Origin of the sequence: Streptomyces sp. NPDC001599 (assembly GCF_042893535.1) — a bacterium.
Lineage (GTDB): Bacteria > Actinomycetota > Actinomycetes > Streptomycetales > Streptomycetaceae > Streptomyces.
Window position 1 is genome coordinate 68969 of the sequence record NZ_JBIAVA010000005.1, and the last position, 25504, is coordinate 94472.

Here is a 25504-nt window from a genome sequence, read left to right on the forward strand (position 1 = left end):
CCCCTTGTGTCCCCGATGGCGCATGGCGGAAGTACGCCATGGCTTCATCCCGTCCCGGACAACTCTCCCCAATCGGTGATCTCTTGAGTAAAGCTGAGCGGTCGTCCGGGATCGGATTCCGGACTGCCTCGGCCAGGGCCGGTCGGCCTTGGTCGTACCGCCCGTTCCTTCACCCCAAGGGATGCCGATGACCAACAGCCCCCAGCGCGAACCGATACCGGGCGCGAGACGCGCGGCCCGCCTGGCCGTCGCCACGGGTCTCGCCGCCGCGCTCGCCGCCGTCGGGCCCGTGCCCCTGGCCCTCGCCGCCGACGGGCCCGCGACGACCGCGCCACCGGTCGACGCCTCCGTCAAGTCCGCCCACGACAAGCTCGGTTCCGACGACGCGGACCTGCTCGCCGAGGCGAAGGCCGACGGCGAGAAGAACGTCACGATGATGGTCGCCACCGCCCCGGGCCGGACCGAGCAGGTGGCGAAGGAGCTGGACGCGGTCTCCGGCGGCACCGTCGGCCGCACCTACGACGAGCTGGGCTACGTGCGCGCCACCGTGCCCACCGCCAAGGCGGACTCGGCCATCGCGGCCGCCGCCAAGCTCTCCTCCGTCCACGGCATCGACCTGCGCGACGAGATCCCGCTGGACGACCCGACGCCGAGCGCGGACATGGCGAAGGGCGCCTCGCACAAGGGCCGTTCCTACCCGGCGCCGAACCGCTGGACGCCCGCCGAGAACCCGTACAACCCGTCCTTCGAGACGGGCGCCGTCGACTTCGTGAAGAAGTACCCGAAGTCGGACGGCCGCGGCGTCACCATCGGCATCCTCGACTCCGGCGTCGACCTCGGCCACCCGGCGCTCCAGAAGACCACCACGGGCGAGCGCAAGATCGTCGACTGGGTCACCGCCACCGACCCGGTCGTCGACGGCGACCGCACCTGGCGCCCGATGACCGCCTCGGTCTCCGGCCCCACCTTCACCTACGGCGGGCAGACCTGGACGGCGCCCGCCGGCGCGTACCGGGTCAGCACCTTCCTGGAGTCGTACACCACCGGCGGTGACGCCGCGGGCGACGCCAACCGGGACGGCGACACCACCGACTCCTGGGGCGTCCTGTACGACGCCGAGGCCGGCACGGTCCGCGTCGACCTGAACAACAACCACGACTTCTCCGACGACACCCCGATGAAGCCCTACAAGGACGGCTTCCAGGTCGGGTACTTCGGCACCGACGACCCGAAGACGGACGTGGCCGAGCGCCAGCCCTTCGTGGTCGAGATCCGCAAGGACGTCGTCTACAACTCCGCGGGCGCCAAGGCGGACTTCGTGAACATCGGCGTCATCGAGTCCGAGCACGGCACGCACGTCGCCGGACTCGCCGCCGCCAACGGGCTGTTCGGCGGCCGGATGGACGGTGCCGCACCCGGCGCGAAGATCGTCTCCTCGCGCGCGTGCACCTGGAGCGGAGGCTGCACCAACGTCGCGCTGACCGAGGGCATGATCGACCTCGTCGTGAACCGGGGCGTCGACATCGTCAACATGTCGATCGGCGGCCTGCCCGCCCTCAACGACGGCAACAACGCGCGTTCCGAGCTGTACACCCGGCTCATCGACACCTACGGCGTCCAGCTCGTCATCTCGGCGGGCAACTCCGGCCCCGGCGCCAACACCATCGGCGACCCCGGCCTCGCCGACAAGGTGATCTCGGTCGGCGCGTCCATCTCCCGCGAGACCTGGGCCGCCAACTACGGCTCCGCGGTGAAGACCAAGTACCAGATGATGCCGTTCTCCTCGCGCGGACCGCGTGAGGACGGCGGCTTCACGCCGACGCTGACCGCGCCCGGCGCCGCGGTCAACTCCATCCAGACCTGGATGCCGGGCGCCCCGGTCCCCGAGGCGGGCTACGACCTCCCCGCCGGCTACGGCATGCTCCAGGGCACCTCGATGGCCTCCCCGCAGGCCGCGGGCGCCTCGGCGCTGCTCCTGTCGGCGGCCGAGCAGGCCCGCATCGACCTCACCCCGGCGAAGCTGCGCACGGCGCTGACCTCCACCGCCGACCACATCAGGGGCGTGCAGGCGTACGAGGAGGGCGCGGGCCTGATCGACATCCCCGACGCCTGGAAGTCGATCCGGCGCGGCGCGAGCGCCCACGAGTACACGGTCAAGGCGCCGGTCGACACCGCGATCGACCAGTTCCTCGAGACGCCGGGCTACGGCACCGGCCTCTACGACCGCGAGGGCGGCCTGAAGGCCGGGCAGAAGAAGACGTACGAGATCACGCTCACCCGTACCACAGGACCGGACCGGGCGGTCCGGCACGAGCTGGACTTCGAGAACAACGCGGGTCACACCTTCCGGATCGTCGGCCGCGACGAGGTGAGGCTGCCGCTGAACGAGCCGGTGACCGTCAAGGTCGAGGCGCGCCCCGGCTCCGCCGGGCTCAAGAGCGCGATCCTCGAGGTGGACGACCCGCGCACCGAGGGCGTCGACCAGCAGGTGCTGACCACGGTCGTGGTCTCCGCCCCGCTGAAGTACGACTTCTCCGCGAAGAGCTCGGTGCAGCGCAACAGCACCACGTCGTACTTCGTGACCGTCCCCGAGGGCGCGAAGGCGCTGGAGGTGGCGATCGGCGGGCTCAAGGGTGAGAGCCAGACCCGGTTCATCTCCATCCACCCGTACGGCGTCCCGTCCGACAACACCTCGACGCCGTACTGCTACAACAACTACCTCGACGGCAACGGCTGCCGCCCCGACGTGCGTGCCTACGCGGACCCGCAGCCGGGCGTCTGGGAGGTCGAGGTCGAGGCACGGCGCACCTCGCCGCTGCTCGACAACCCCTACCAGTTGGACGTCACCGTGCTCGGCGCGGACTTCGACCCGGAGGTCGTGACCGTGCCCGAGGCCAAGGCGGGCACCCCGGCCGACGCCTCCTGGACGGTGACCAACAAGTACGCCGCCCTGGAGGGCAAGCTGGTCGGCGGCCCGCTCGGCTCGTCCGAGACGTCCCGCCCGACGATCAAGCAGGGTGAGACGGCCACCTCCACGGTCGAGGTGCCCGAGGGCGCCGAGTCGCTGGACGTCGCCATCGGGGGCGTCTCGGACGCGGCCGCCGACCTGGACCTGACGGTCTACGGCGCGGACGGCGCCGTCGTCGCCCAGTCCGCCGACGGCGACTCGGAGGAGTCGGTGTCGATCGCGAAGCCGGCCGCCGGCACGTACACCGTCGAGGTCGCGGGCTACTCGGTGCCGTCGGGCAGCACGGAGTACGACTACCGGGACGTGTACTTCGCCGCCACGCTCGGCTCGGTCACGGTGGACGACTCGGCGACGGTGCAGCTCGGCACGGGCGACTCCGCGACGGTCTCCGGCAGCGTCACGGCCCTGGCCGCCGCCCCCGAGGGCCGCGAGTTCTTCGGCCGCGTCCAGCTGGTCAACGCCCACGGCACGGTCGCGGGCCTGGGCAGCGTGCGGATCGGGAAGGTCGTGCCGTAGTCCGGTGCGGTACGGGGGCCTGCCGCCACATTCCCCGTCGTCCGCCCGGAGAGCCGGGCAGGCGGGAATGTGGCGGCAGGCCCCGGGGCGGGCGCACCTTTGCCGGGCGCCCGCCCCTTTCGCTTGCCTCCGGATGGGTCAGTCGCAGGTGAGGGTGCGGGACTCGGGGAGGGAGGCGGTGACCCAGGTGCGGGCGGTGGCGATGTTCCGGTCGCCGGTGATCACCGTGTCCGCGGTGGGCCGGTCCCGCAGGGCGCCGACCAGCACCTGCCGGCCCGGGGCGAGGGTGGCGAGGCTGTCGTCCAGGACGAACGTCGTCGTCGGCCCGGTGCTCTCCCCGGGCGCGTAGGCGTGCGTCACGCGGAGCGTGATCCGGTGCCGCGCGGTGCCCGGTACCGGTTCGGCCGCGGTCACCGTGCCCTCGGCGACCAGCCGGGCGCAGGCGAGGTAGCGGGGGGTGCCGAAGACCACGGCGGCCTCCTGGCCCGCGGACGGGCTGTCCGGCCGCGCCCCGGACCGGTCGGCCGCGCTGTCGCTCGCCGCGTCCTGGGTGGCGCCGGTGCCGTCCTGCACGACCAGCCAGCCCAGGCCCGTGACCACGACACCCGCGCAGGCCGCCGCGAGGACACCCAGGGCGAGGCGGAAGGGACGGCGGCGGCCCGGTGCCGGGACCCGAACGGGGGCGGGGGCCGGTCGCTCCGCCGGGACCGCCTCGCCCAGGGCGTCACCGAGCAGGGCCAGCTGCTCCCGCAGCAGCGCCACGTCGGCCGTCGCCGACCGGTGCTCGCCGCGGGCGTCCGGCCCCGCGTCCGGCGGCAGCGGCTCGCCCGTGATCGCGGCCATCAGCGCGTCGTACCCACCGGGGTGCTGTTCGGCGGCCATCTCACACCACCTCGTCCTCGTGCAGGCGGGCGCGCAGGGCCCGTACCGCCGTGTGCAGCCTGCTCTTGACCGTGCCCTCGGGGATGCCCAGCTCCTCGGCGATGCCGCGCACCGACAGGTCGGCGTAGAAGCGCAGGACGAGGACCTGGCGCTGGGCGTCGGGCAGCTCGTCCAGGCCCTGGGCGACGGCGAGGGACAGGACGCTGGTGTCCTCGTCGCGTGGGTGCTCCGTCTGGCGCAGCGCGGCCAGGCGTTCCCCGAGCCGGTCCTGGCGGCGCCTGGCCCGGTGCCAGTCCATGGCCAGGTTGGAGGCGACGACCGCCGCCCAGGCGGACACGTCGCGCGGCGCCTCGCGGCCGCCGGCCGTCCGCTCCAGCAGCCGCAGGCGGACCTGCTGCACCCCGTCCGGCAGGTCTGCCTGCGGCACCCCGCCGAGCGCGAGCACCGCCCGCACCCGGCGTTCCTGTGCCGCGTCCAGGGGGTCGTCGCGTACGTCGTCCCCCTGGCCGCGGCGGGCCCTTCTGCGCAGCAAAGCCATTCCTCCCCCGGCCACGTTTCCCCTACGACGCGCGAGCAGCCCGAAACGTTCGCCCGGGCGGCCGCCTTTCGGCGCGAGGCGTACGTCACATCGTCGTGTGCGGCGGGAAGGGATGGGCAGGGGCGGACCGAGCCACCGCGTCCCAAGGTGCGGGAACACCGTGCAAAGGATTGGACAGGCGGGCCGGGCTTCGCCCCATGATGGAAAAGTCTCGGCCGAGCAAAGCGCGCGTGAGGACACGCGTACAAGACGGAGAAGGAGTCACCGTGAGGGTCGGAATCGTCGGAGCCACCGGTCAGGTGGGCACGGTCATGCGCAGGATCCTCACGGAGCGCGACTTCCCCGTCACCGAACTGCGCCTGTTCGCCTCGGCCCGCAGCGCCGGCAAGGAGCTGGACGGCGTGACGGTGGAGGACGCGGCCACCGCCGACTACTCCGGGCTGGACATCGTGCTGTTCTCGGCGGGCGGCGCCACCTCCAAGGCGCTGGCCGAAAAGGTCGCCTCGCAGGGCCCCGTCGTGATCGACAACTCCTCCGCCTGGCGCCGCGACCCCCAGGTCCCGCTGGTGGTCTCCGAGGTGAACCCGCACGCGATCGCCGACCGTCCCAAGGGCATCATCGCCAACCCGAACTGCACCACGATGGCCGCGATGCCGGTGCTGCGCCCGCTGCACGCCGAGGCGGGCCTCGAAGCCCTCGTCGTCGCCACCTACCAGGCGGTGTCCGGCTCCGGCCTGGCCGGCGTGGACGAGCTGTTCGAGCAGGTCCAGAAGGTCGGCGCGGACGCCCCCAAGCTGACCCACGACGGTTCGGCGGTCGAGTTCCCGAAGCCGGACAAGTACGTGGCGCCCATCGCGTACAACGTGCTGCCGCTGGCCGGTTCCCTCGTCGACGACGGCCTGCACGAGACGGACGAGGAGCAGAAGCTCCGCAACGAGTCCCGCAAGATCCTGGAGATCCCGGAGCTGAAGGTGTCCGGCACCTGCGTGCGCGTGCCCGTCTTCAGCGGCCACTCCCTGCAGATCAACGCCCGTTTCGCCCGCCCGATCAGCGTGGAGCGCGCCAAGGAGCTGCTGGCCGGCGCCCCCGGCGTGGCCCTCACCGAGGTGCCGACGCCGCTGGAGGCGGCCGGTCAGGACCCGTCGTACGTGGGCCGGATCCGCCAGGACGAGACCGTGGACAACGGCCTCGCCCTGTTCGTCTCCAACGACAACCTCCGCAAGGGCGCGGCCCTGAACGCGGTGCAGATCGCGGAGCTGGTGGCGGCGGAGCTGAAGGGCTAGTCCCTGGTGACCTCGTAGAGGAAGCAGCCGTACTCGACGGCCCGGACGTGGACGAACGCCACGGCCGGGTCGTCGAGCGCTTCTCGGAGGGCAGGCGCGAAGGCGTCGGCGCCCTCGACCAGCCGCCCGCCCAGGATGTGCCCGTCGGCGGAGTAGCGGCGCAGGGTGCGATGCGCGTTGGTGAAGGGAAGACGGTCCGTCTCCGGTCCCGCGCACTCCTCGGCGTGGATGAACACCGGTCCCCGCTCGTCGTAGGCGCCCGGGTCGGCGCCCGTCCTTGCCGCCCAGCGGCGCAGCGGGGCGTAGGAGACGAGCGCGATCCGCTCACCGGCGCGGCTGCGGCGCAGGCAGCAGCGCAGCGGGGCGCCGCCCTCGTCGTCGGTCGTGGGCGCGGGGACGCGGCCCGCGTCGTCGGTGGCGCGGAGTTCGTCGAGGACGCCCGGCGGGATGGGCTGTGCGGTGTGGCCGTTCATGGGTCCAGGCTCGCGGGCGGGCGCGCCGGGCACCGGCGGGAAATGGACATCGCGTTCCGTCCCGGCCACGTGGAAGGATGGCGCAACCCACACATAACGAGGAGATGACCGCGTGCCTGGCACAAACCTGACTCGCGAAGAGGCGCGGCAGCGGGCAACGCTGCTGACCGTTGACTCGTACGAGATCGATCTCGACCTCACCGGCGCGCAGGAGGGCGGCACCTACCGGTCCGTGACCACGGTGCGCTTCGACGTCGCCGAGGGCGGCGGCGAGTCCTTCATCGACCTGGTCGCGCCGACGGTCCACGAGGTGACGCTGAACGGCGACGCCCTCGACGCCGCCGAGGTGTTCCAGGACTCCCGCATCGCCCTGCCGGGCCTGCTGCCGGGACGCAACATCCTGCGCGTGGTCGCGGACTGCGCGTACACCAACACCGGCGAGGGTCTGCACCGGTTCGTCGACCCGGTGGACGACCAGGCGTACCTGTACACCCAGTTCGAGGTGCCGGACGCGCGCCGCGTCTTCGCCAGCTTCGAGCAGCCGGACCTGAAGGCGACGTTCCAGTTCACCGTGAAGGCCCCCGAGGGCTGGACGGTCATCTCCAACTCGCCGACGCCCGAACCGAGGGACAACGTCTGGGAGTTCGAGCCGACCCCGCGTATCTCGTCGTACATCACGGCGCTGATCGTCGGCCCGTACCACTCGGTGCACAGCGTGTACGAGAAGGACGGCCAGTCCGTCCCGCTCGGCATCTACTGCCGCCCCTCGCTGGCCGAGCACCTCGACGCGGACGCGATCTTCGAGGTCACCCGGCAGGGCTTCGACTGGTTCCAGGAGAAGTTCGACTACCAGTACCCGTTCAAGAAGTACGACCAGCTCTTCGTGCCGGAGTTCAACGCGGGCGCGATGGAGAACGCGGGTGCGGTGACCATCCGCGACCAGTACGTGTTCCGCTCCAAGGTGACGGACGCGGCGTACGAGGTGCGGGCGGCGACGATCCTGCACGAGCTGGCGCACATGTGGTTCGGCGACCTGGTCACCATGGAGTGGTGGAACGACCTGTGGCTGAACGAGTCGTTCGCCACCTACGCCGAGGCCGCCTGCCAGGCCGCCGCGCCGGGGTCGAAGTGGCCGCACTCGTGGACGACGTTCGCCAACCAGATGAAGACCTGGGCGTACCGGCAGGACCAGCTGCCGTCCACGCACCCGATCATGGCGGACATCAGCGACCTGGACGACGTGCTCGTCAACTTCGACGGCATCACGTACGCCAAGGGCGCCAGCGTCCTCAAGCAGCTCGTGGCGTACGTCGGTGAGGACGCGTTCTTCCGGGGCGTGCAGGCGTACTTCAAGCGGCACGCGTTCGGCAACACCCGCCTGTCCGACCTGCTGGGCGCGCTGGAGGAGACCTCGGGCCGCGATCTGAAGACCTGGTCGAAGGCGTGGCTGGAGACGGCCGGCATCAACGTGCTGCGCCCGGAGATCGAGACCGACGCCGACGGTGTCATCACCTCCTTCGCCATCCGCCAGGAGGCCCCCGCGCTGCCCACCGGGGCGAAGGGCGAGCCCACCCTCCGCCCCCACCGCATCGCGATCGGCGCCTACGACCTCGACGGCGACGGCAAGCTGGTGCGCGGGGACCGGGTCGAGCTGGACGTGGACGGCGAGCTGACGGCCGTGCCGCAGCTGGTCGGCAAGCCCCGCCCGGCGGTGCTCCTGCTCAACGACGACGACCTGTCGTACGCGAAGGTCCGCCTGGACGAGCAGTCGCTGGCCGTGGTCACCGAGCACCTGGGCGACTTCACGGAGTCCCTCCCCCGCGCCCTGTGCTGGGCGTCGGCGTGGGACATGACCCGGGACGCGGAGCTGGCGACCCGGGACTACCTCTCGCTGGTGCTGTCCGGCATCGGCAAGGAGTCCGACATCGGTGTCGTGCAGTCGCTGCACCGCCAGGTGAAGCTGGCCATCGACCAGTACGCCGCCCCGACCGCCCGCGAGGCGCTGCTCACCCGCTGGACCGAGGCCACGCTGGCCCACCTGCGGGCCGCCGAGGCGGGCAGCGACCACCAGCTGGCGTGGGCGCGGGCGTTCGCCGCGACGGCCAGGACGCCGGAGCAGCTGGACCTCCTCGACGCGCTGCTCGACGGCACGCAGACGATCGAGGGCCTGGCCGTCGACACCGAGCTGCGCTGGGCGTTCGTGCAGCGGCTCGCGGCGGTGGGCCGGTTCGGCGGGTCGGAGATCGCGGCCGAGTACGAGCGGGACAAGACCGCGGCCGGTGAGCGCCACGCGGCCACCGCGCGGGCGGCCCGCCCGACCGAGGCCGCCAAGGCGGAGGCCTGGGAGTCGGTCGTGGAGTCCGACAAGCTGCCGAACGCCGTGCAGGAGGCGGTCATCGCCGGCTTCGTCCAGACCGACCAGCGCGAGCTGCTCGCGGCGTACACGGAGCGGTACTTCGAGGCCCTGAAGGACGTCTGGGCGTCCCGTTCGCACGAGATGGCCCAGCAGATCGCGGTCGGCCTGTACCCGGCGGTGCAGGTGTCGCAGGAGACCCTGGACCGCACGGACGCGTGGCTGGCCTCCGCCGAGCCGAACGCGGCCCTGCGCCGGCTGGTCTCGGAGTCCCGCTCGGGCGTCGAGCGCGCGCTGAAGGCCCAGGCGGCGGACGCGGCGGCGGCCGAGTAGGCGGTCGGCAGGTGTGAGGGGGCGCCCGGTGTCGTACTGGGCGCCCTCCACGTGTACTCGGGGGCGCGTGCTCGGGAGGCCTGTCCACGGACGTCCGTCCGCCGCCCGCAGCACCACGACCAGTGACTGCGGCACCCGGACGCGACAACTTGCCGGACCGAGTGGCGCACGGTCGGCCCCGCACCGCCGCGAGCCTGCCCAGCGCCCAGCAGACAGGCATGAGGTGTGCCATGAGGAGTGCGGGGTTGTATCGGCGTGCGGCTCCGCCGCGTGGGCGAGGCCGGCCACGGATCGGATCCGAACGACCCCGGCGTGGGGTGCGCGGTGGCTGCAGCCCCGGACGTGAGGGACCCCGCCTCCGTATCCCCGGACCACGAACACGATCCGTGCCGCCGGACACGGCACGAAGGCGGGCGACCAGCAGACCCCTGCCGCGCCCCGGAGGGGGCGACGACCGCGAGGGCCACCACCCAGCGCCAGAAGGCGGGCTGGACCGGCGGCACGGTCCGGCGGCTTCGTCACCTCGCGGGCCCTCGGAGACAGCGGCGGAGGCCTGGCGGGCCTACCGTCGCAGGACGGTACCCGTCAGGTCCGTCGAATCTTTTCGACCGTTCCGTGAAGCAGGACTGAAGGGTCCGCCACTCACGGCGACCGGTTGCGTGCGCGGCGCCGTCTGGCCCGCGAGGGTCGCCGCGAACGCCAGGGCCATCCCAGCCAGTTGGACCGGGCCGAGTGCCTCGCCGAGCGCCGCCCAGCCGATCACGGCGGCGGTCAGCGGCGAGAGCGGGCCGAGGAAGGTGACCTGCGTCGCCGAGAGCCGGCCGATGCCGCGGAACCAGAGCCAGTACGCCAGCGCCGTGTTGGCCAGCGCCAGGTAGAGGTAGCCGCCGATCGCCGGGCCGTCCAGGGCGGGCGGGGCGCCCTCGACCAGCAGGGCGAGCGGTGCGAGGAGCAGGCCGCCCGCGGTCAGCTGCCAGCCGGTGAGGGCGAGCGGGCCGACGCCGTCGGGACGGCCCCAGCGCCCCGCGAGCACGGTGCCGGTGGACATGGAGGCGGTGGAGGCGAAGGCCGCCAGCACGCCGAGCGTGTCCAGCCCCCCGGCCGCCTCCAGCACCACCAGGCTGACGCCGATCGCGGCGACGGCGCCGGTGAGCACGGACCGGGTGGTGGGCCGCTGCCCGAGCAGGAGGGCCGAGAGGCCGACGACGAGGAGTGGGCCGACCGAGCCGACGACGGCGGCCATCCCGCCGGGCATGCGGTACGCGGCGAGGAACAGCAGCGGGAAGAAGGCCCCGATGTTCAGCGCGCCCAGCACCGCCGCCTTCCCCCACCAGGCGCCGCGCGGCAGTACCCGGGCGAGGGCGAGGAGCAGCAGCCCGGCGGGCAGGGCGCGCATCAGGCCGGTGAACAGGGGCCGGTCGGGCGGCAGGAACTCGGTGGTCACGGCGTAGGTGGTGCCCCAGGAGACGGGGGCGAGGGCGGTGAGTGCGATGAGGGCGGGGCGGGTGGCGGGCACGAGGGCACCCTTCGGAGGGATCGAGGAAAGCTCAGCAGTTAGTAGCTTACTTCTAAGCTAGTTTCCGTCAAGCCACTTTCTTGCGGCCGAGCGGAAGGGCCCCGATACTCGTCGCATGACTGAACGCCCCCCGCAGCCCGGACCGCGCAAGGACCCCGTCGACGTGATCATCGACCAGTGGGCGGCCGTGCGGCCCGATCTGGACACGGCCGGCATGGAGGTCTTCGGCCGGGTCTTCCGGCTGGCGCGCGCCATGGGCGACCGGATGGAGCGGGCGTACGCGCGCTTCGGCATCTCTCGCGGGGAGTTCGACGCCCTGGCCACCCTGCGCCGCTCCGGCGAGCCGTACACGCTCTCGCCCCGGCAGCTGTCGGCCACGCTCATGCTCACCACCGGCGGCATGACCGGTCGGCTGGACAAGCTGGAACGGGCGGGCCTGCTGCGTCGCTCCCCCGACCCGCACGACCGCCGGGGGCTCCAGGTCACGCTCACCGAGCGGGGCCTGGAGCTGATCGACGAGGCGGTCGGCGCGGGCCTCGCCGCCCAGACCGAGGCGCTGGCCTCCCTCGACGCGGAACGGGCCGGTCAGCTGGCCGACCTGCTGCGGGACCTCCTCGCCGGTACCGAGGGGTAGGCGAGGGGCGGGCAAGGGGCGGGCAAGGTGATCAGCACGAAGCGTCCGCCGCGAGGAGGTCGTGGCCTGGCCGGCGCCCGCGCTCCAGCGCTGCCTGACGGCGCCGAACCCCTGACCGCCGCAGCGAACGCCGAAGGGCGCCGTCCCCGTCGGCGTACGGCTGATGCGCGTACGTGCGGCGGGGCGGCGCCCTCGGTGAAGCGGGTGCGGGAGGTCAGGCCTTCGCGGCGACCTTGCCCTTGGCCTTGGTCTTCGCGCCGGGAGCAGACACCCGGTGGTCCGGGTGGGACCGGTCCAGGACCATGACCAGGCCGGCGATGATCGCGAACAGCGCGAGCGGTGCCAGGACGTAGAGGCCCAGCGTCTCGACGACGCTCAGGCCGGTGCCGGGGTCGTCGCCGTCGTCGCGCGTCAGCGCGAGCGCGGGGGACGACATGAGCAGCATCATCAGCGTCGTACCGGCTGCCAGGGCGCCGGCGCGCAGGGCGTTCTTCTTGTCCACGGTGCCAAGTTAGCGAACGGTCCGGGCGGCCGCGCGCCCGGGGTGCCCGTACGGGGCCCGCGGGCGTACGGCGCGGTCGCCCCGTTCAGTCACCCCGGCCCCCGTCCCCTTCCCGTACGACGTCGATCAGGGCGTGCAGCCGGGGCGAGGCGGCCAGGTCCTCCAGCGTCACCGGGCGGCCCTCGGCGTCGGCGACGGGCAGCCGCCAGTTCGGGTACTGGTCCGAGGTCCCGGGCAGGTTCTGCGGGCGGCGGTCGCCGACGGCGTCCGGGAGCCAGATGCCGACCATGCGGGCGGGGGTGCGCAGCAGGAAGCGGTGCACGGCCTGGATCTCCGCCTCCTCGGCGGGCGTTCCGGTGTCGCCGCCGGTGCCGCGCAGCAGGCCGAGCCGGGCCAGTACGTCGAGCCACTCCGCGGCGTCCGCGGCGGCCTCGGCGCGTTCCTCCTCCACGGGCCGGGCGAGCAGGCCGAGCCGGTCGCGGAGTCCGACGTGCTCTCCGGTGAGGCGGGCGGCGGTGGACGGCAGGTCGTGGGTGGTGGCGGTGGCCAGGCAGTCGGCGCGCCACCGCTCGGGCGGCAGGGGGCGGCCGTCGCCGGTCCAGTCCCGTTCGAACCACAGCACCGAGGTGCCCAGCACCCCGCGCTCGCGCAGCGCCTCGCGCACCCCGGGCTCCACGGTGCCCAGGTCCTCGCCGATGACGACGGCACCGGCCCGGCCGGCCTCCAGGACGAGGACGGCGAGCATGGCCTCGGCGTCGTAGTGGACGTAGGTGCCCTCGGTGGGCGGCCGGCCCTCGGGCACCCACCAGAGCCGGAACAGGCCCATGACGTGGTCGACGCGCAGCGCCCCGGCGTACCGGAACAGGCCGCGCAGCAGCTCCCGGAAGGGCGCGTACCCGGACTCGGCCAGGCGGTCCGGGCGCCAGGGCGGCAGGCCCCAGTCCTGGCCGCGGGAGTTGAAGGCGTCCGGCGGCGCTCCCACCGACATCCCGGCGGCGAAGTACTCCTGCTGCGCCCAGGAGTCGGCGCCGCGCGGGTGCACGCCGACGGCGAGGTCGTGGACGATCCCGACCGGCATGCCCGCCTCGCGGGCGGTGTGCTGGGCGGCGGTCAGCTGGGTGTCGGTGAGCCAGGTGAGCCGGGAGTGGAAGTCGACGCGGTCCATCAGCTCGCGGCGGGCGCGGTCGGTGTCGGCCGAGTGGGGGTCACGCAGGCCGTCCGGCCACCGGTGCCAGTCGGGGCCGTGGACCTCGGCGAGCGCGCACCAGGTGGCGTGGTCCTCCAGGGCGGTGCCCTGTTCGGCGAGGTAGTCGCAGTAGGCGGCGCGGCGGCCGGGGCCGAGCGGGACCTCGTGAAGCAGCTCCAGGGCGTCGCGCTTCAGCTCCCACACGGCGTCCCGGTCGATGAGGGCGCCCTTGTCCAGAACGCCCTCGCGCAGCCGCCCGGCCCGTTCCCGCAGGGCCCGGCCCCGCTCGGGATCGGTGACGTACGCGTACTCCGGCACGTCCTCGATCCGCAGGTGCACCGGGTCGGGGAAGCGGCGCGAGGACGGCCGGTACGGGGAGGGGTCGGTGGGGGCGCCGGGTACGGCCGCGTGCAGCGGGTTGACCTGCACGAATCCGGCGCCGAGGGAGCGTCCGGCCCAGGCGGCCAGTTCGCCGAGGTCGCCGAGGTCGCCCATGCCCCAGGAGCGACGGGAGAGGAGGGAGTAGAGCTGGACGAGGAGCCCGTGGGAGCGGGCGGCGGGGGTGGGCAGCCGGGCGGGCGCGACGATCAGGTGGGCCTCGGCGGTGCGCCCGTCGGGCGCGGTGGCGGTCAGCCGGTGGACGCCGGGCGGAAGCGGACCTGCCCCGTCGCGGCGCTCGCCCTGCTCGGTGTCGACGCGCAGCCGGGTGCCCGCGGGCAGGGCGGACAGCGCGGCCGGGGTGCCGCCGCCGTCCCAGCGGACGACGGTGGGTGGCAGCAGCCGTTCGCGCAGCTCGCTCTCGCGGGCGGTGAGCGCGGCCCGTACGGCCCCGGCGCTGCTCGCGTCCACGCCGAGGGCGGCCAGCGCGAGGGTGACGGCGGTGGCCGTGACCGGGACGGTGCGGTCCGGGGAGGGGCGGTAGGAGGTGGCGACGCCGTGCAGGGCGGCGAGCCTGGTCAGATCCTCGGGAAGGTCCTCGGCGGGGGGCTCGGCCGGCTGGGCTGCGGGCATCTGCTTCCTCTACGACCTCGTGGGTTCCGGGACGGGGACGGCGAAGGAGGGGCCGCCCTGCTCCGGCACGTCGGCCGTGAGTTCGGGCGAGGACTCGCTGGTCAGCGGTACGGCGTCGGCGAACGGCGACTCGCTGGTGAGGGGCTCGGCGTCGGGCAGCGGCGGTTCGCTGGTGAGCGGGGTCTCGGCGCAGCTGCCGGTGGCGCCGAAGACGCAGTAGTGCGGGGTCTCGGAGGCGGCGGAGGGCTCCGCCCAGGGAGTGGACGGCTCCGCCACGGGTTTGGAAGGGGCCGGGAGCAGAAGGGGCGCCAGTGCAGCCACGGGGGTCTCCTTTGGATCAGGCTCTGGGTCGGACGGTGGAACGGGCCCGTCATCGGGCTCTGGGTCGGGCTCTGGGTGAGGCGTCGTACCGAGCACGCTTGTGGCGAGTTACGGCAGCCCCTACCCAGTCCGCACGAGGACAGACGCCCCAATACCGCCAACGTGGCCCTGGTCACATCCACCCCCTCTCGAATACGCCCGGACCCGGCCAAAAAATCACCTAACCCGCGCACGGATCACCCAAACCGGTCGCACATGCGCGCCCCTCTTCAACACGCCGCCGCGGTGCGGGCACGCGACGGCGCGAGTGTCACACCTGCGCGTAACCACCGTCGGCGAAGAACTCGGCACCATTGACGTAACTCGACGCGTCCGAGGCGAGGAACGTCGTCAGGGCGGCGATCTCCTCGGGTTCGGCGAGCCGGCCGAGCGGGACCTCGCCTTCGGACTGCCGGAGAGCCTCGGGCGGGACCAGCTCCAGCAGACCCGGGGTGCGCGTCCCGCCCGGGGACACGACGTTGACCCGGAAGCCGTGCGTGCGCGAGCTGTGGGCCCAGCCACGGGCGAGGTTGCGGACGGCGGCCTTCGACGCCCCGTAGACCTCGAGTCCCTGGGTGGGCCGTGCCGAGGCGGTCGAACCCGTGAGGATCACCGAAGCGTTGGAGCTGAGCAGCGGCAGCGCTTGCTGCAGGGTGAAGATCGTTCCCTTGACGTTGACGGCGAACACCGAGTCGATCAGCTCCTCCGTCACCTCCCCGAACGGAGCCGCGATGCCGATGCCGGCATTGGCGACCAGCACGTCGATGCGGCCGGCCCGGTCGCGCACCGTGCCGTAGAACGCGTCGAGGTCGGCGAGCACGGAGACATCGCAGACCACGCCGGTCACGGCAGGTCCGAGCTCGGCGGTCGCGGCGTCGAGCGCGTCCTTGCGGCGACCGGTGACGAAAACCCTGGCACCCTCGTCGCGGAACGCGCGTGCGGTCGCGAATCCGATGCCGGTGCTGCCCCCGGTGACCACGGCGATCTTGCCCGCGAGTGACTTGCCCATTCGTCCCACCTCGTTGATCGTTCGATCCTTCAGATAGTCGCAACATTAATTGTTACGACTATCTGTCGCAACCTTCGCTGTTACGACTCAGCTGTCGTAACATAAAGCGTTGCGGCCGGGAGGAGGGACTCATGAGCGCCAACAGCAGGCTGACCATCGCCGCCCACGCGCTGGCCTGGATCGGCCTCTACCAGCGCCAGGGCCATGAGGTCGCCACCTCCGAGCAGATCGCGGCCAGCGCGAACACCAATCCCGTGGTGATCAGGCGGCTGCTGGGCGAGCTGCGCAGGTCCGGGCTCGTGGAGTCCCGACGGGGTGTGGGCGCGGGCTGGTCGCTGGCGCGCGAGCTGGGGTCGATGACCCTGCTCGACGTGTACGAGGCGGTGGAACCCGGCCCGCTGTTCGCGATGCACCGCGCCACCCCGGACCAGGGATGCGTGGTGGGTCACGGCATCCAGCCGGCGATGCAGGACATCTACGAGGGCATCGAGGAGACCGTGCGGCACGAGCTGGCCCGCGTCACGCTCGAAGACGTACTCCGGAACGTACTCGCGGCACCTCACTAGCCTCCCCGTCAGGGCGCCGAAGGCGGTTGTCCGGCGCTGTGCGGTCCCAGGCGCGAAGGCAGAAGGGATGCCCGGCGGGGCCGGCGTGGACGCGGCTGCCGGTGTGGTCGTCCGCGGAGCTCTCCCCGGTCGGCCGCAGGCGGGTGCCGCCCGCCTCGGCGACCGTGCGGTCGGCGCTCGCGAGGTCCTCGACGCCGAAGTCGAGGTGCAGCCGCCGAGAGGTGCCGTCGGGCCGGCCCGGAGGGACGTGTCCGGGGGCCGACCGCACGACGACCACCTGCAGGCCGGGAGCCTGAACGAAGTGATGCGTCGGTATGCGGTGGACGGAGCCACCGAGAAGGCGGTGCCAGAAGGCGCCCTCCGTCTCGATGTCGGTGGCGTCGATGATCACGGAAGTGAGGGTGATGGGCATGGTCCGCGACCCGTTCTTCCTGTTGGTCGGGGTTCAGACGGTGGGGAGGATGCCGCCGTCGACGCGGAACTGCGCGCCGGTGAGCCACTTCGCGCGGTCGGAGGCGAGGAAGGCGATCATCTCGGCGACGTCCTCGGGATCCCCGGGGCGGCCCAGAGGGACCTTCAGGTGGTCCACGAGCTGCCGGGTGACCTCGTCGGTGGTCACGCCCTGCCGCTCGGCCATGTGGCGCAGGTGGGCGGTGGCGCCGTCGGTGACGACGAAGCCGGGCAGGACGCACACCACCCGCACGCCGCGGTCACCGACCTCGATGGCCAGCTCACGGCTGTAGGTGTTCAGCGCGGCCTTGGCGGCGGCGTAGGACGCCTCGGTGCGCTGGGGCAGTTGGCTGGCGATCGAGGAGACGTGCACCACGACGCCGGAGCCGCGCTCGACCATCCCCGGCACCAGGGCCCGGTCCAGGCGCACCGCGCCGAGGAGGTTCATCTCCAGGTCCGCCCGCCAGGACGCGTCGGAGCGGCTCAGGGTCGGCGTCGGCGCGCTCGCCGCTCCGGCGTTGTTCACGAGTACGTCCACACCGCCCACGTGCTCGACGACGCGGCGACCGAGGTCGGCCACGCCCTGCTCCGTGGACAGGTCGGCGGCGAGAAACGTGGCGCCGCCGTCCGTGGCGGGCGGGGTGCGGGAGGCCGTCAGCACGGTCGCGCCGGCGGAGACGAACCGGCGCACGGTCGCCTCGCCCAGTCCGCGGCTGCCACCGGTGACCAGCACGCGCAGGCCGTCCAGACTCCTGTCGATGTTCGGCACGGGAGATCCCCTCAGTAAAGTGAACCTGACTCCGGAAACCGTACACCTAAACGGAGTCGGACTCACCTTATGGAGGTTTCCTTGACGACACCACGCCCGTTGCGCCGGGACGCGCGGCGCAACCGCGAGGCACTGCTGGCCGCGGCACGCGAGGCGTTCCTCGACGGGGACACCGACGCGCACGTGGAGGACATCGCCCGCAGGGCCGGGGTGGCCGTCGGGACGCTCTACCGCCACTTCGAGACCCGCGACGCGCTGATCGAGGAGGTCTACCGCAAAGAGGTCGACGACCTGTGTGCCGCTCCCGAGCACCTGCTGGCCCAGTACGCTCCGGCGGAGGCCCTGCGTCGCTTCCTGCTGCTGCTCGTGGACCACGCCGCGGTGGGCAAGGGGATGTCCGTGGCGCTGGAGAGCATCATGGCGAGCGAGTCACCGGTCTTCGACGACGCCCGCTCCCGCATGAGCGACGCTCTCACCCGGCTGCTCGACGCCGGCGTCGCGGCCGGCACCGTCCGCGACGACGTCTCCGGCCCCACCCTGCTGCGGGCCCTCGGCGGCGTCTGCGCCCTGCGCGTGAGAGAGGGATGGCTGGACGAGGCCCGGACCATCACCGGCCTCCTCCTCGACGGCCTGCGGCACAGTGCTCCGCGTCCAACCTGAGGAAGCGCATGACGTCACTGCCGCATCGCCTCGTCCAGGCGCTCGACCGGTTCAACGCCGCTCACCCCTGGGACCACAACGCCCACTACCACCGCTGGATCCTGCGCCGGCTCCCCCACCGGTTCGGCAGCGCGCTGGACGTCGGGTCCGGCACCGGTGACCTGGTCCGCCTGCTCGCCGCCCGCGCCGACGAGGTCCACGGCGTCGACTCCGACCCCGTGGTCGTCTCGCGGGCGCGCGCGCTGACCCCGGAGCCGACGGCGGCGTCCTTCACCGTCGCGGACGCCCTGACGGGACTCCCCGCCGGACCTCACGACGTCATCACCTGCGTCGCCACCCTGCACCATCTGCCGTTCGCCGAGGCCCTCGACACGTTCCGCAGGCACCTGACCCCCGGCGGCACCCTGGTCGTCGTCGGCCTCTTTCGGCCGCAGACGGCCACGGACCACCTGCTCGGCGCGGCCGCCGTCCTCCCCAACGCCGCCATCGGGTGGCTCAAGAACAGGGGCCGGAACGCCGCCCCACCCAACTCAATGACCGCCCGGACCCGACCGGCCGGCATGTCCTTCTCCGACGTCACTGCCGCGGCCCGCACGCTTCTGCCCGGCGCCCGACTGCGCCGACGCCTCTTCTGGCGCTACACCCTCACCTGGCGCCGCCCCTGACCGGCCCGCCGCCCCGGCTCCCTCACGCACCGCGCCCACGCCTGGGGCGCGGCAAGGAGGTCGCGCTGCCCGAGCCGGTCGGGATCGCCCTGGACACCGGGCCGCGGAAGAACCGGGTGCGCCGACCCGGGGCCGGAGCAAGCGGAGGCCCGGACCTCAGGCGGAAATGCCGTCGATCCGGGCCATGGCGTCCTCCGCGCCGTACGGCTGCAAGTACGGCAACCAGCGCGGGTCCCGATGGCCGGTGCCGATGATGCGCCAGGCCAGGCCGGTGGGCGGGGCCGGTTTGTGGCGCAGGCGCCAGCCCAGCTCGACCAGGTGGCGGTCGGCCTTGACGTGGTTGCAGCGGCGGCAGGACGCCACCACGTTGTCCCACGCGTGCAGGCCCCCGCGGCTGCGCGGGATGACGTGGTCGACACTGGTGGCGACGGCGCCGCAGTACATGCAACGGCCTCCGTCGCGGGCGAACAGGGCACGGCGGGTGAGCGGGACGGGGCCCCGGTAGGGCACCCGCACGAACCGCTTGAGCCGGACCACGCTGGGTGCGGGCACGGTGACGGTCGCGCTGTGCAGGTAGGCGCCGGACTCCTCGAGGCACACGGCCTTGTTCTCCAGGACGAGGACGAGCGCGCGGCGGAGCGGTACGACGCCGAGTGGCTCGTACGACGCGTTGAGGACCAGGACATGCGGCACGGGTGCCTCCTTGGGCGTCGGCGGCGCGTGGCTCGCGCCGGGACGATCTGGTTCAGTCTCCCCTCATGCCTGGTCGTAGCGCCACCATGTCCCGGTAACGGGCTGGGAGTGTTTTCGACCACACGGGGCGCGTGGGCTTGGGCGTGACCAGTTCGGGCGCGGGTGAGCAGTGTCTCCCCCGCCGGTTTCGGGCCGAACCGGGTCCGGTGCCCCGTTAGTGTGGTGCATCTGCCCGTCCGGTGACCTTTCCGTGACCTTGGACCGGACCTCGGACCGGACCGCGCAGGACGGGCCGCCGCACCTGGAGGTTTCCGCCGTGTCCCTGTCCGCCGCCGTCCTGCCCCTGCTGGCCGCCGGTTCGTCGTCCGCGTCGTCCGCGTCGTCGCCCTCGCCGTCGCCGTCCCCGACGGCCCCGACCGTGCCCTCGCTGAAGGAGGCACACGAGAGCGCGACGAACGCCGCGGGCTGGGTCGAGGAGAACTGGTCGACGTGGCTCGCGATCGGGCTGCGGGTGCTGCTGATCGTGGTGATCGCGGTCGTGCTGCGCGCCGTGGTGCGGCGGGCGATCACCAAGCTGATAGAGCGGATGAACCGCAGGAGCGGGGCGTCCGGCGGCACCGCGCTGAGCGGGCTGCTGGTCAACGCCGAGCGGCGCCGACAGCGCTCCGAGGCGATAGGGTCCGTGCTGCGCTCGGTGGCGAGCTTCCTCATCCTCGGCACCGCCGCCCTGATGGTGCTCGGCACCTTCCAGATCAACCTGGCCCCGCTGCTGGCCTCCGCCGGTGTCGCCGGTGTCGCAATCGGTTTCGGCGCCCGCAACCTGGTCACCGACTTCCTGTCCGGCGTCTTCATGATCCTGGAGGACCAGTACGGCGTCGGCGACAGCATCGACGCGGGGGTGGCCTCCGGCGAGGTCATCGAGGTCGGGCTGCGGGTGACCAAGCTGCGCGGCGTCGACGGCGAGATCTGGTACGTCCGCAACGGCGAGGTCAAGCGCATCGGCAACCTCTCCCAGGGCTGGTCCACGGCCGGGGTCGACGTGACCGTCCGCTCCGACGAGGACCTGGACAAGGTGAAGGAGACCCTCTCCGCGGTCGGCGAGCGGATGAGCAAGGAAGAGCCCTGGAACGAGATGCTGTGGGGGCCGATCGAGACCCTCGGACTGGACTCCGTACTGCTCGACTCGATGGTGGTGCGGGTCTCCGCGAAGACCATGCCCGGCAAGTCCCTCACCGTCGAGCGTGAGCTGCGCTGGCGGATCAAGCGGGCCTTCGACGCGGCCGGCATCGCGATCGTCGGCGGTGCCACGGTCCCGCTGGAGGGCGCCCCGGCCGCCGCCGACCCGACGGCGGGCGTCGCGGCACCGTCGGCGTACGCGAGCACGGTGTCGCCGCAGTCCGTGGCGGCGTCCCCCATTCCGCCGCCCAGCACCAGCAAGTAGCCCGCGCTCCGTGCGCTTCCCGCCCCCGAGGTAACGACTGCGTTGCCTCGGGGGCGGTCTCTTGACGGCTCCTTGCGGGCGGGCCTACGTTCTCCAGCCAACAGGAAACTTTCCTAACAGACGCTCTCCAGGCGTCCCGCCGGAACGTTTCCCGTGATCCGCGCGGTGGACTTCCCCCACCGCCCCCTGAAAAGCTGAGCGGTCGAGAGGCAGGTGTGGACACGCATGGCAGGAACCGCCGGTACGCCGGGCACCCCGCGCGTCCTGCGCGCCATGAACGACCGGGCCGCCCTCGACCTCCTGCTGGAGCACGGGCCGCTGTCCCGGACCCGGATCGGCAAGCTGACCGGCCTGTCCAAGCCGACCGCCTCCCAGCTGCTGGCCCGCCTGGAGGCGGCGGGGCTGGTCCTGGCCGGGGGGACGACCGAGGGGCGCCCCGGGCCCGGCGCCCAGCTCTACGAGGTCAATCCGGCCGCCGCGTACGCCGCCGGGATCGACGTCACCCCGGGCCGGGTCCTCGCCGCGGTCGCCGACGTCACCGGCCGCACGGTCGGCCGGTTCGAGCTGCCCACCCCGGGCCGGCGCGCCGCCGCCCCCGTCGTCCAGCAGGTCACCGACGCCCTCGACGGCGCGGTGAAGGCCGCCGGGCTCGCCCGCGACGACGTCCACCGCCTCGTCATCGGCACGCCGGGCGCCTTCGACCCGGGCACCGGACGGCTGCGCTACGCCTCCCACCTGCCCGGCTGGCACTCCCCCACCCTGCTGGACGAACTCGCCGCCGCGCTGCCGATGCCGGTGGAGTACGAGAACGACGTGAACCTCGCCGCCGTGGCCGAGCAGCGCCTCGGAGCGGCCCGGGGTCACGAGGACTTCGTGCTGCTGTGGAACCAGGAGGGCCTGGGCGCCGCGCTGGTCCTCGGCGGGCGGCTGCACCGCGGCTGGACCGGCGGCGCCGGGGAGGTCGGGTTCCTGCCGGTGCCGGGCGCCCCGCTGGTCCGCAAGGTCAGTCGCACCGGCAGCGGCGGCTTCCAGGAGCTGGCCGGCTCGCAGGCCCTGCCGGGACTGGCCCGAGAGCTGGGCGTCACCGACGTGCCCTCGGGGCCGTACACCGAGGTCGCCGCCGCCCTCGTCGCCCGCGCGGCGCAGGCCGGCTCCGACGACGATCCGCACCGCCGGCTGCTCCAGACCTACGCCACCCGCCTGGCCACCGGCCTCGCCTCCCTCGTCTCGGTCCTGGACCCCGAGCTGGTGGTCCTGAGCGGCACCTCCCTCACCGCAGGCGGCGAGGCGCTGCGCGACCTGGTCCGGGACGAGCTGGAGGAACTGGCCGCCTCCCGGCCCCGGCTCGCCGTCGGTGACGTGACCGAGCACCCCGTCCTGCGCGGCGCGCTGGAGAGCGCGCTCGCGACCACCCGCGACGAGGTCTTCGACACCTCGCGCTGACCCCCGTACCGCCACCCACTCGCTCCACCCGCCTGTCCCCACCCTGCCCCTGGGAGCTTCGCCATGCCCGGAATATCCAGAAAAGCGGCCCTCGCGGTCGCCGCCTCCGCCAGCCTCGCCCTGCTCGCCACCGCCTGTACCGGCCAGTCCGAATCCGGCGCCTCCGACGACCCGAACGCCGAGACGACCATCACCTTCTGGCACGGCTGGAGCGCGCCCGCCGAGGTGAAGGCCGTCCAGGCGAACGTGGACCGCTTCGAGAAGGCGCACCCCAACATCAAGGTGAAGGTCGTCGGCAACATCAACGACGACAAGCTCAACCAGGCCCTGCGCGCGGGCGGTTCGAGCGGCCCCGACGTGGTGTCCTCGTTCACCACCTCGAACATCGGCAAGTTCTGCTCCTCGGGCGCCTTCCTCGACCTGAAGCCGTTCGTCGAGAAGTCGAAGCTCGACCTGGACGCGCTCATCCCGAAGCCGATGCTGGAGTACACCCAGTTCGAGGGGACGCGCTGCGCCCTGCCCCTGCTCGGCGACGCCTACGGCCTCTACTACAACAAGGACGCCTTCGAGGCAGCCGGGATCAAGGCCCCGCCGAAGACCTGGTCGGAGTTCGCCCAAGTGGCGAAGAAGCTGACGAAGACCAAGGGCGACGGGTACCAGCAGCTCGGCTTCATGCCGAACTACCACGGCTACGAGACCGTCGTCGACCACTACATGTCCCAGTGGGACCACGCCTACTTCGACGAGGACGGCAAGTCCAGCGTCGCCGAGGACCCGGCGTTCGCCGAGATGTTCACCTACCAGAAGAAGCTCGTCGACGACCTCGGCGGCTTCGAGAAGCTGGAGAAGTACCGCAACACCTTCGGCGACGAGTGGGGCGCCAAGCACCCCTTCCAGACCGGCCAGGTCGCCATGCAGCTGGACGGCGAGTGGCGGCTCGGCATGGCGAAGGACGCCGGGGTCGACTTCGAGATCGGCACCGCGCCGATGCCCGTCGCCGACGACGAGGTGGCCGAGTACGGCAAGGGATTCCTCTCCGGCACCGTCATGGGCATCGCCCCGCAGAGCAAGAAGCAGAACGCCGCGTGGGAGCTGGTGAAGTACATGACGACCGACACCGAGGCCGTCGTCGCCTTCGCCAACGCCATCCGCAACGTGCCCTCCACCTTCCCGGCCCTCAAGTCGCCCGGCCTGAAGACCGACCCGGCGTTCAAGACCTTCCTGGACATCGCCCAGCACCCCGAGTCGAACTCCCCGCCGGCCTCCGTCAACGGCGCCACCTACCAGCTGACCCTCCAGGACTTCGGCTACCAGTACGAGTCGGGCAAGGTGAAGGACCTCAAGGCCGGTCTGGAGAAGACCGCCGCGCAGATCGACCGCGACATCGAGCAGACGAAGTAGCGGTCCATGGCCACCAACACGCTCCGCGCGAAGCGCCGTTCCTCGGCGCTTCGGACGGCGGCCTTCATGTCGCCGTGGCTCGTCGGGGTCGGCGTCTTCTTCGCCTACCCGCTGGTGTCCACCGTGTACTTCTCGCTGATGAAGTACGACGGCTTCGGCGTCCCGGAGTTCCGGGGCCTGGAGAACTGGGCGTACGTCTTCCAGGACTACCCGCTGTTCTGGCCCGCGCTGCGCAACACCCTCTGGCTGGTCCTGGTGATGGTGACCTGCCGGGTGGTGTTCGGACTCGGGGTCGGGCTGCTCATCACGAAGGTCAGGACGGGCGCGGGGGTCTTCCGCACCCTCTTCTACCTGCCCTACCTCGCCCCGCCCGTCGCCGCGACGCTCGCCTTCGTCTTCCTCCTCAACCCCGGTACGGGACCGGTCAACTCGGTCCTGGAGGGCCTCGGCGTACCGGCGCCCGGCTGGTTCACGGACGCCGCCTGGTCCAAGCCCGCGCTGACCGCGCTCGCCGTGTGGGGCGTGGGCGACCTGATGGTGATCTTCATGGCCGCGCTGCTCGACGTACCGAAGGAGCAGTACGAGGCGGCCGAGCTGGACGGGGCGTCGGCCTGGCAGCGGTTCCGGTTCGTGACGCTGCCGAACATCTCGCCGATCGTGCTGTTCGCCGTGGTCACGGGCGTGATCCAGACCATGCAGTACTACACGCAGCCGCTGGTCGCCGGGAAGGTCGCCTCCGGGATCATCGGCGGCTCCGGGCAGTCCTTCGAGCCGGGCTATCCCGACAAGTCGACCCTCACCCTCCCCCAGCTCGTCTACAACCTCGGCTTCCAGCGCTTCGACTACGGCTCCGCCTGCGTGGTCGCGCTCGTGCTGTTCGCGCTGGCCATGGCCTTCACGGCGCTGCTGATGCGCCGCCGGGGCGGACTTCTCCAGGCAGGTGACCGATGACCCAGGTACTTGACCGGCCCGTGGTGGCCGGCACCCCGCCCACCGAGGAGCGCACCGCCCGCCGGCGCGTCCTGCTGCACTGGATCGCCGTCCACTCGCTGGGCCTGGCCGCCGCCCTCTTCTTCACGCTGCCGTTCGTCTTCGTGGTCCTCACCTCGCTGATGAGCGACCAGCAGGCCCTCACCCGCGACCTGTGGCCGCACACCTGGGAGTGGGGCAACTACCGGGCCGTCCTGGACACGCCCGGCTTCCTCACCTGGTGGAAGAACACACTGCTGTACGCGGGGCTCGGCACCGTGCTGACGGTGGCGTCGTCGATCCCGGTGGCGTACGCGCTGGCCAAGTTCCGCTTCCGGGGCAGGCATCTGTCGCTGATGCTGGTCATCTCGATGATGATGCTGCCCCCGCAGGTGATCATCATCCCGATGTACCTGTTCTGGGCGAAGCAGCTGGACCTGTCCGGCACCCTGTGGCCGCTGATCGTCCCGATGGCCTTCGGCGACGCCTTCTCCATCTTCCTGCTGCGCCAGTTCCTGCTGACCATCCCGGACGAGTACCTGGACGCGGCGAAGGTCGACGGCTGCGGGGAGGTGCGCACCCTGCTGAAGGTCGTGCTGCCGATGGCCAGGCCGGGCATCGCGGCCGTGGCCCTCTTCCAGTTCTTCTACGCCTGGAACGACTACTTCGGCCCCCAGATCTACGCCTCCGAGAACCCCGGCGCCTGGACGCTCTCCTACGGCCTGGAGTCCTTCAAGGGCGCCCATCACACCGACTGGAACCTCACCATGGCCGCGACCGTGCTGGTCATGGCCCCCGTGATCCTCGTGTTCTTCTTCGCGCAGAAGGCGTTCGTCGAGGGCGTCACGCTGACCGGAGTCAAGGGATGAGCAAAGGACTGATG

23 protein-coding genes are annotated in these 25504 nt (G+C 72.4%); 12 read left to right on the forward strand and 11 right to left on the reverse strand.

The annotated features are described in order from the left end of the window. The first annotated feature begins 187 nt into the window (after positions 1 to 187). Positions 188 to 3484: a S8 family serine peptidase gene (locus tag ACFYZ3_RS15165; protein WP_388517001.1), complete on the forward strand. Its 3297-nt coding sequence runs from the start codon at positions 188 to 190 to the stop codon at positions 3482 to 3484. 138 nt (positions 3485 to 3622) lie between these two features. On the opposite strand, the gene ACFYZ3_RS15170 is transcribed toward ACFYZ3_RS15165, so the two are convergent. Both ACFYZ3_RS15170 and ACFYZ3_RS15175 read right to left on the reverse strand, forming a co-directional pair. Then, positions 3623 to 4366, reverse strand: coding sequence for a hypothetical protein (locus tag ACFYZ3_RS15170; protein ID WP_388517004.1), 744 nt, complete (start codon positions 4364 to 4366; stop codon positions 3623 to 3625). Between the two features lies 1 nt (position 4367). Further along, on the reverse strand, positions 4368 to 4904 hold the full coding sequence (locus tag ACFYZ3_RS15175; RefSeq protein WP_388517007.1) for a sigma-70 family RNA polymerase sigma factor: 537 nt from the start codon (positions 4902 to 4904) through the stop codon (positions 4368 to 4370). Between the two features lie 266 nt (positions 4905 to 5170). On the opposite strand from ACFYZ3_RS15175, the gene ACFYZ3_RS15180 reads away from it, so the two are divergent. Beyond that, on the forward strand, positions 5171 to 6187 hold the full coding sequence (locus ACFYZ3_RS15180) for an aspartate-semialdehyde dehydrogenase (protein ID WP_388517010.1): 1017 nt from the start codon (positions 5171 to 5173) through the stop codon (positions 6185 to 6187). On the opposite strand, the gene ACFYZ3_RS15185 is transcribed toward ACFYZ3_RS15180, so the two are convergent. After that, positions 6184 to 6660: a DUF1203 domain-containing protein gene (locus ACFYZ3_RS15185; protein ID WP_388517013.1), complete on the reverse strand. Its 477-nt coding sequence runs from the start codon at positions 6658 to 6660 to the stop codon at positions 6184 to 6186. The two genes, ACFYZ3_RS15180 and ACFYZ3_RS15185, sit on opposite strands and share 4 nt — an antisense overlap. A gap of 112 nt (positions 6661 to 6772) precedes the next feature. On the opposite strand from ACFYZ3_RS15185, the gene pepN reads away from it, so the two are divergent. After that, on the forward strand, positions 6773 to 9346 hold the full coding sequence (pepN, locus tag ACFYZ3_RS15190; protein WP_388517016.1) for an aminopeptidase N: 2574 nt from the start codon (positions 6773 to 6775) through the stop codon (positions 9344 to 9346). A gap of 562 nt (positions 9347 to 9908) precedes the next feature. On the opposite strand, the gene ACFYZ3_RS15195 is transcribed toward pepN, so the two are convergent. Next, positions 9909 to 10862, reverse strand: coding sequence for an EamA family transporter (locus tag ACFYZ3_RS15195; protein WP_388517019.1), 954 nt, complete (start codon positions 10860 to 10862; stop codon positions 9909 to 9911). A gap of 115 nt (positions 10863 to 10977) precedes the next feature. Between ACFYZ3_RS15195 and ACFYZ3_RS15200 the strand changes: the two genes are divergently transcribed. Then, on the forward strand, positions 10978 to 11496 hold the full coding sequence (locus tag ACFYZ3_RS15200; protein ID WP_388517022.1) for a MarR family winged helix-turn-helix transcriptional regulator: 519 nt from the start codon (positions 10978 to 10980) through the stop codon (positions 11494 to 11496). 214 nt (positions 11497 to 11710) lie between these two features. Here the strand turns inward: ACFYZ3_RS15200 and ACFYZ3_RS15205 are convergent, their stop codons facing one another. From ACFYZ3_RS15205 to ACFYZ3_RS15220, 4 genes are all read right to left on the reverse strand, one after another. Beyond that, on the reverse strand, positions 11711 to 11998 hold the full coding sequence (locus tag ACFYZ3_RS15205; RefSeq protein ID WP_388517025.1) for a hypothetical protein: 288 nt from the start codon (positions 11996 to 11998) through the stop codon (positions 11711 to 11713). Positions 11999 to 12083: 85 nt separating this feature from the next. Further along, positions 12084 to 14195 (reverse strand): 4-alpha-glucanotransferase, encoded by a 2112-nt coding sequence (malQ, locus tag ACFYZ3_RS15210; protein WP_388517028.1) that lies wholly within the window; start codon positions 14193 to 14195, stop codon positions 12084 to 12086. 9 nt (positions 14196 to 14204) lie between these two features. After that, complete coding sequence (locus tag ACFYZ3_RS15215; RefSeq protein ID WP_061444727.1) at positions 14205 to 14516, reverse strand: hypothetical protein; 312 nt, start codon at positions 14514 to 14516, stop codon at positions 14205 to 14207. Between the two features lie 310 nt (positions 14517 to 14826). Next, a complete protein-coding gene (locus ACFYZ3_RS15220; RefSeq protein ID WP_388517031.1) occupies positions 14827 to 15564 on the reverse strand; it encodes an SDR family NAD(P)-dependent oxidoreductase in 738 nt (245 codons plus the stop codon). 131 nt (positions 15565 to 15695) lie between these two features. Between ACFYZ3_RS15220 and ACFYZ3_RS15225 the strand changes: the two genes are divergently transcribed. Next, positions 15696 to 16130, forward strand: coding sequence for an Rrf2 family transcriptional regulator (locus tag ACFYZ3_RS15225; RefSeq protein WP_388517034.1), 435 nt, complete (start codon positions 15696 to 15698; stop codon positions 16128 to 16130). Here ACFYZ3_RS15225 and ACFYZ3_RS15230 read toward each other — a convergent pair. Both ACFYZ3_RS15230 and ACFYZ3_RS15235 read right to left on the reverse strand, forming a co-directional pair. Further along, a complete protein-coding gene (locus tag ACFYZ3_RS15230) occupies positions 16084 to 16542 on the reverse strand; it encodes a VOC family protein (protein WP_388517037.1) in 459 nt (152 codons plus the stop codon). The genes ACFYZ3_RS15225 and ACFYZ3_RS15230 overlap by 47 nt on opposite strands. Positions 16543 to 16575: 33 nt before the next feature. Next, entirely contained in the window at positions 16576 to 17349 is a 774-nt protein-coding gene (locus ACFYZ3_RS15235) for an oxidoreductase (protein WP_388517040.1), read from the reverse strand. A gap of 69 nt (positions 17350 to 17418) precedes the next feature. Here ACFYZ3_RS15235 and ACFYZ3_RS15240 point away from each other — a divergent pair, with 69 nt between their 5' ends. Both ACFYZ3_RS15240 and ACFYZ3_RS15245 read left to right on the forward strand, forming a co-directional pair. After that, positions 17419 to 18009 (forward strand): TetR/AcrR family transcriptional regulator, encoded by a 591-nt coding sequence (locus ACFYZ3_RS15240; RefSeq protein WP_388517043.1) that lies wholly within the window; start codon positions 17419 to 17421, stop codon positions 18007 to 18009. A gap of 8 nt (positions 18010 to 18017) precedes the next feature. Further along, positions 18018 to 18674 (forward strand): class I SAM-dependent methyltransferase, encoded by a 657-nt coding sequence (locus ACFYZ3_RS15245; protein WP_388517045.1) that lies wholly within the window; start codon positions 18018 to 18020, stop codon positions 18672 to 18674. 156 nt (positions 18675 to 18830) lie between these two features. Here the strand turns inward: ACFYZ3_RS15245 and ACFYZ3_RS15250 are convergent, their stop codons facing one another. Next, on the reverse strand, positions 18831 to 19367 hold the full coding sequence (locus tag ACFYZ3_RS15250) for an HNH endonuclease (protein WP_061444733.1): 537 nt from the start codon (positions 19365 to 19367) through the stop codon (positions 18831 to 18833). 256 nt (positions 19368 to 19623) lie between these two features. Here ACFYZ3_RS15250 and ACFYZ3_RS15255 point away from each other — a divergent pair, with 256 nt between their 5' ends. The 5 genes from ACFYZ3_RS15255 to ACFYZ3_RS15275 all read left to right on the forward strand — a co-directional run bounded on the left by ACFYZ3_RS15255 (position 19624) and on the right by ACFYZ3_RS15275 (position 25490). After that, positions 19624 to 20808: a mechanosensitive ion channel domain-containing protein gene (locus tag ACFYZ3_RS15255; RefSeq protein WP_388517857.1), complete on the forward strand. Its 1185-nt coding sequence runs from the start codon at positions 19624 to 19626 to the stop codon at positions 20806 to 20808. Positions 20809 to 21033: 225 nt separating this feature from the next. Beyond that, positions 21034 to 22251 (forward strand): ROK family protein, encoded by a 1218-nt coding sequence (locus ACFYZ3_RS15260; protein WP_388517047.1) that lies wholly within the window; start codon positions 21034 to 21036, stop codon positions 22249 to 22251. Positions 22252 to 22314: 63 nt separating this feature from the next. Beyond that, positions 22315 to 23652, forward strand: a complete 1338-nt coding sequence (locus ACFYZ3_RS15265) for an ABC transporter substrate-binding protein (RefSeq protein ID WP_388517050.1) — start codon at positions 22315 to 22317, stop codon at positions 23650 to 23652. A 6-nt stretch (positions 23653 to 23658) separates the two neighbouring features. Next, positions 23659 to 24603: a carbohydrate ABC transporter permease gene (locus tag ACFYZ3_RS15270; RefSeq protein ID WP_388517052.1), complete on the forward strand. Its 945-nt coding sequence runs from the start codon at positions 23659 to 23661 to the stop codon at positions 24601 to 24603. Then, on the forward strand, positions 24600 to 25490 hold the full coding sequence (locus ACFYZ3_RS15275) for a carbohydrate ABC transporter permease (RefSeq protein WP_388517055.1): 891 nt from the start codon (positions 24600 to 24602) through the stop codon (positions 25488 to 25490). Before ACFYZ3_RS15270 ends, ACFYZ3_RS15275 begins: the two co-directional genes overlap by 4 nt. Positions 25491 to 25504: the final 14 nt, after the last annotated feature.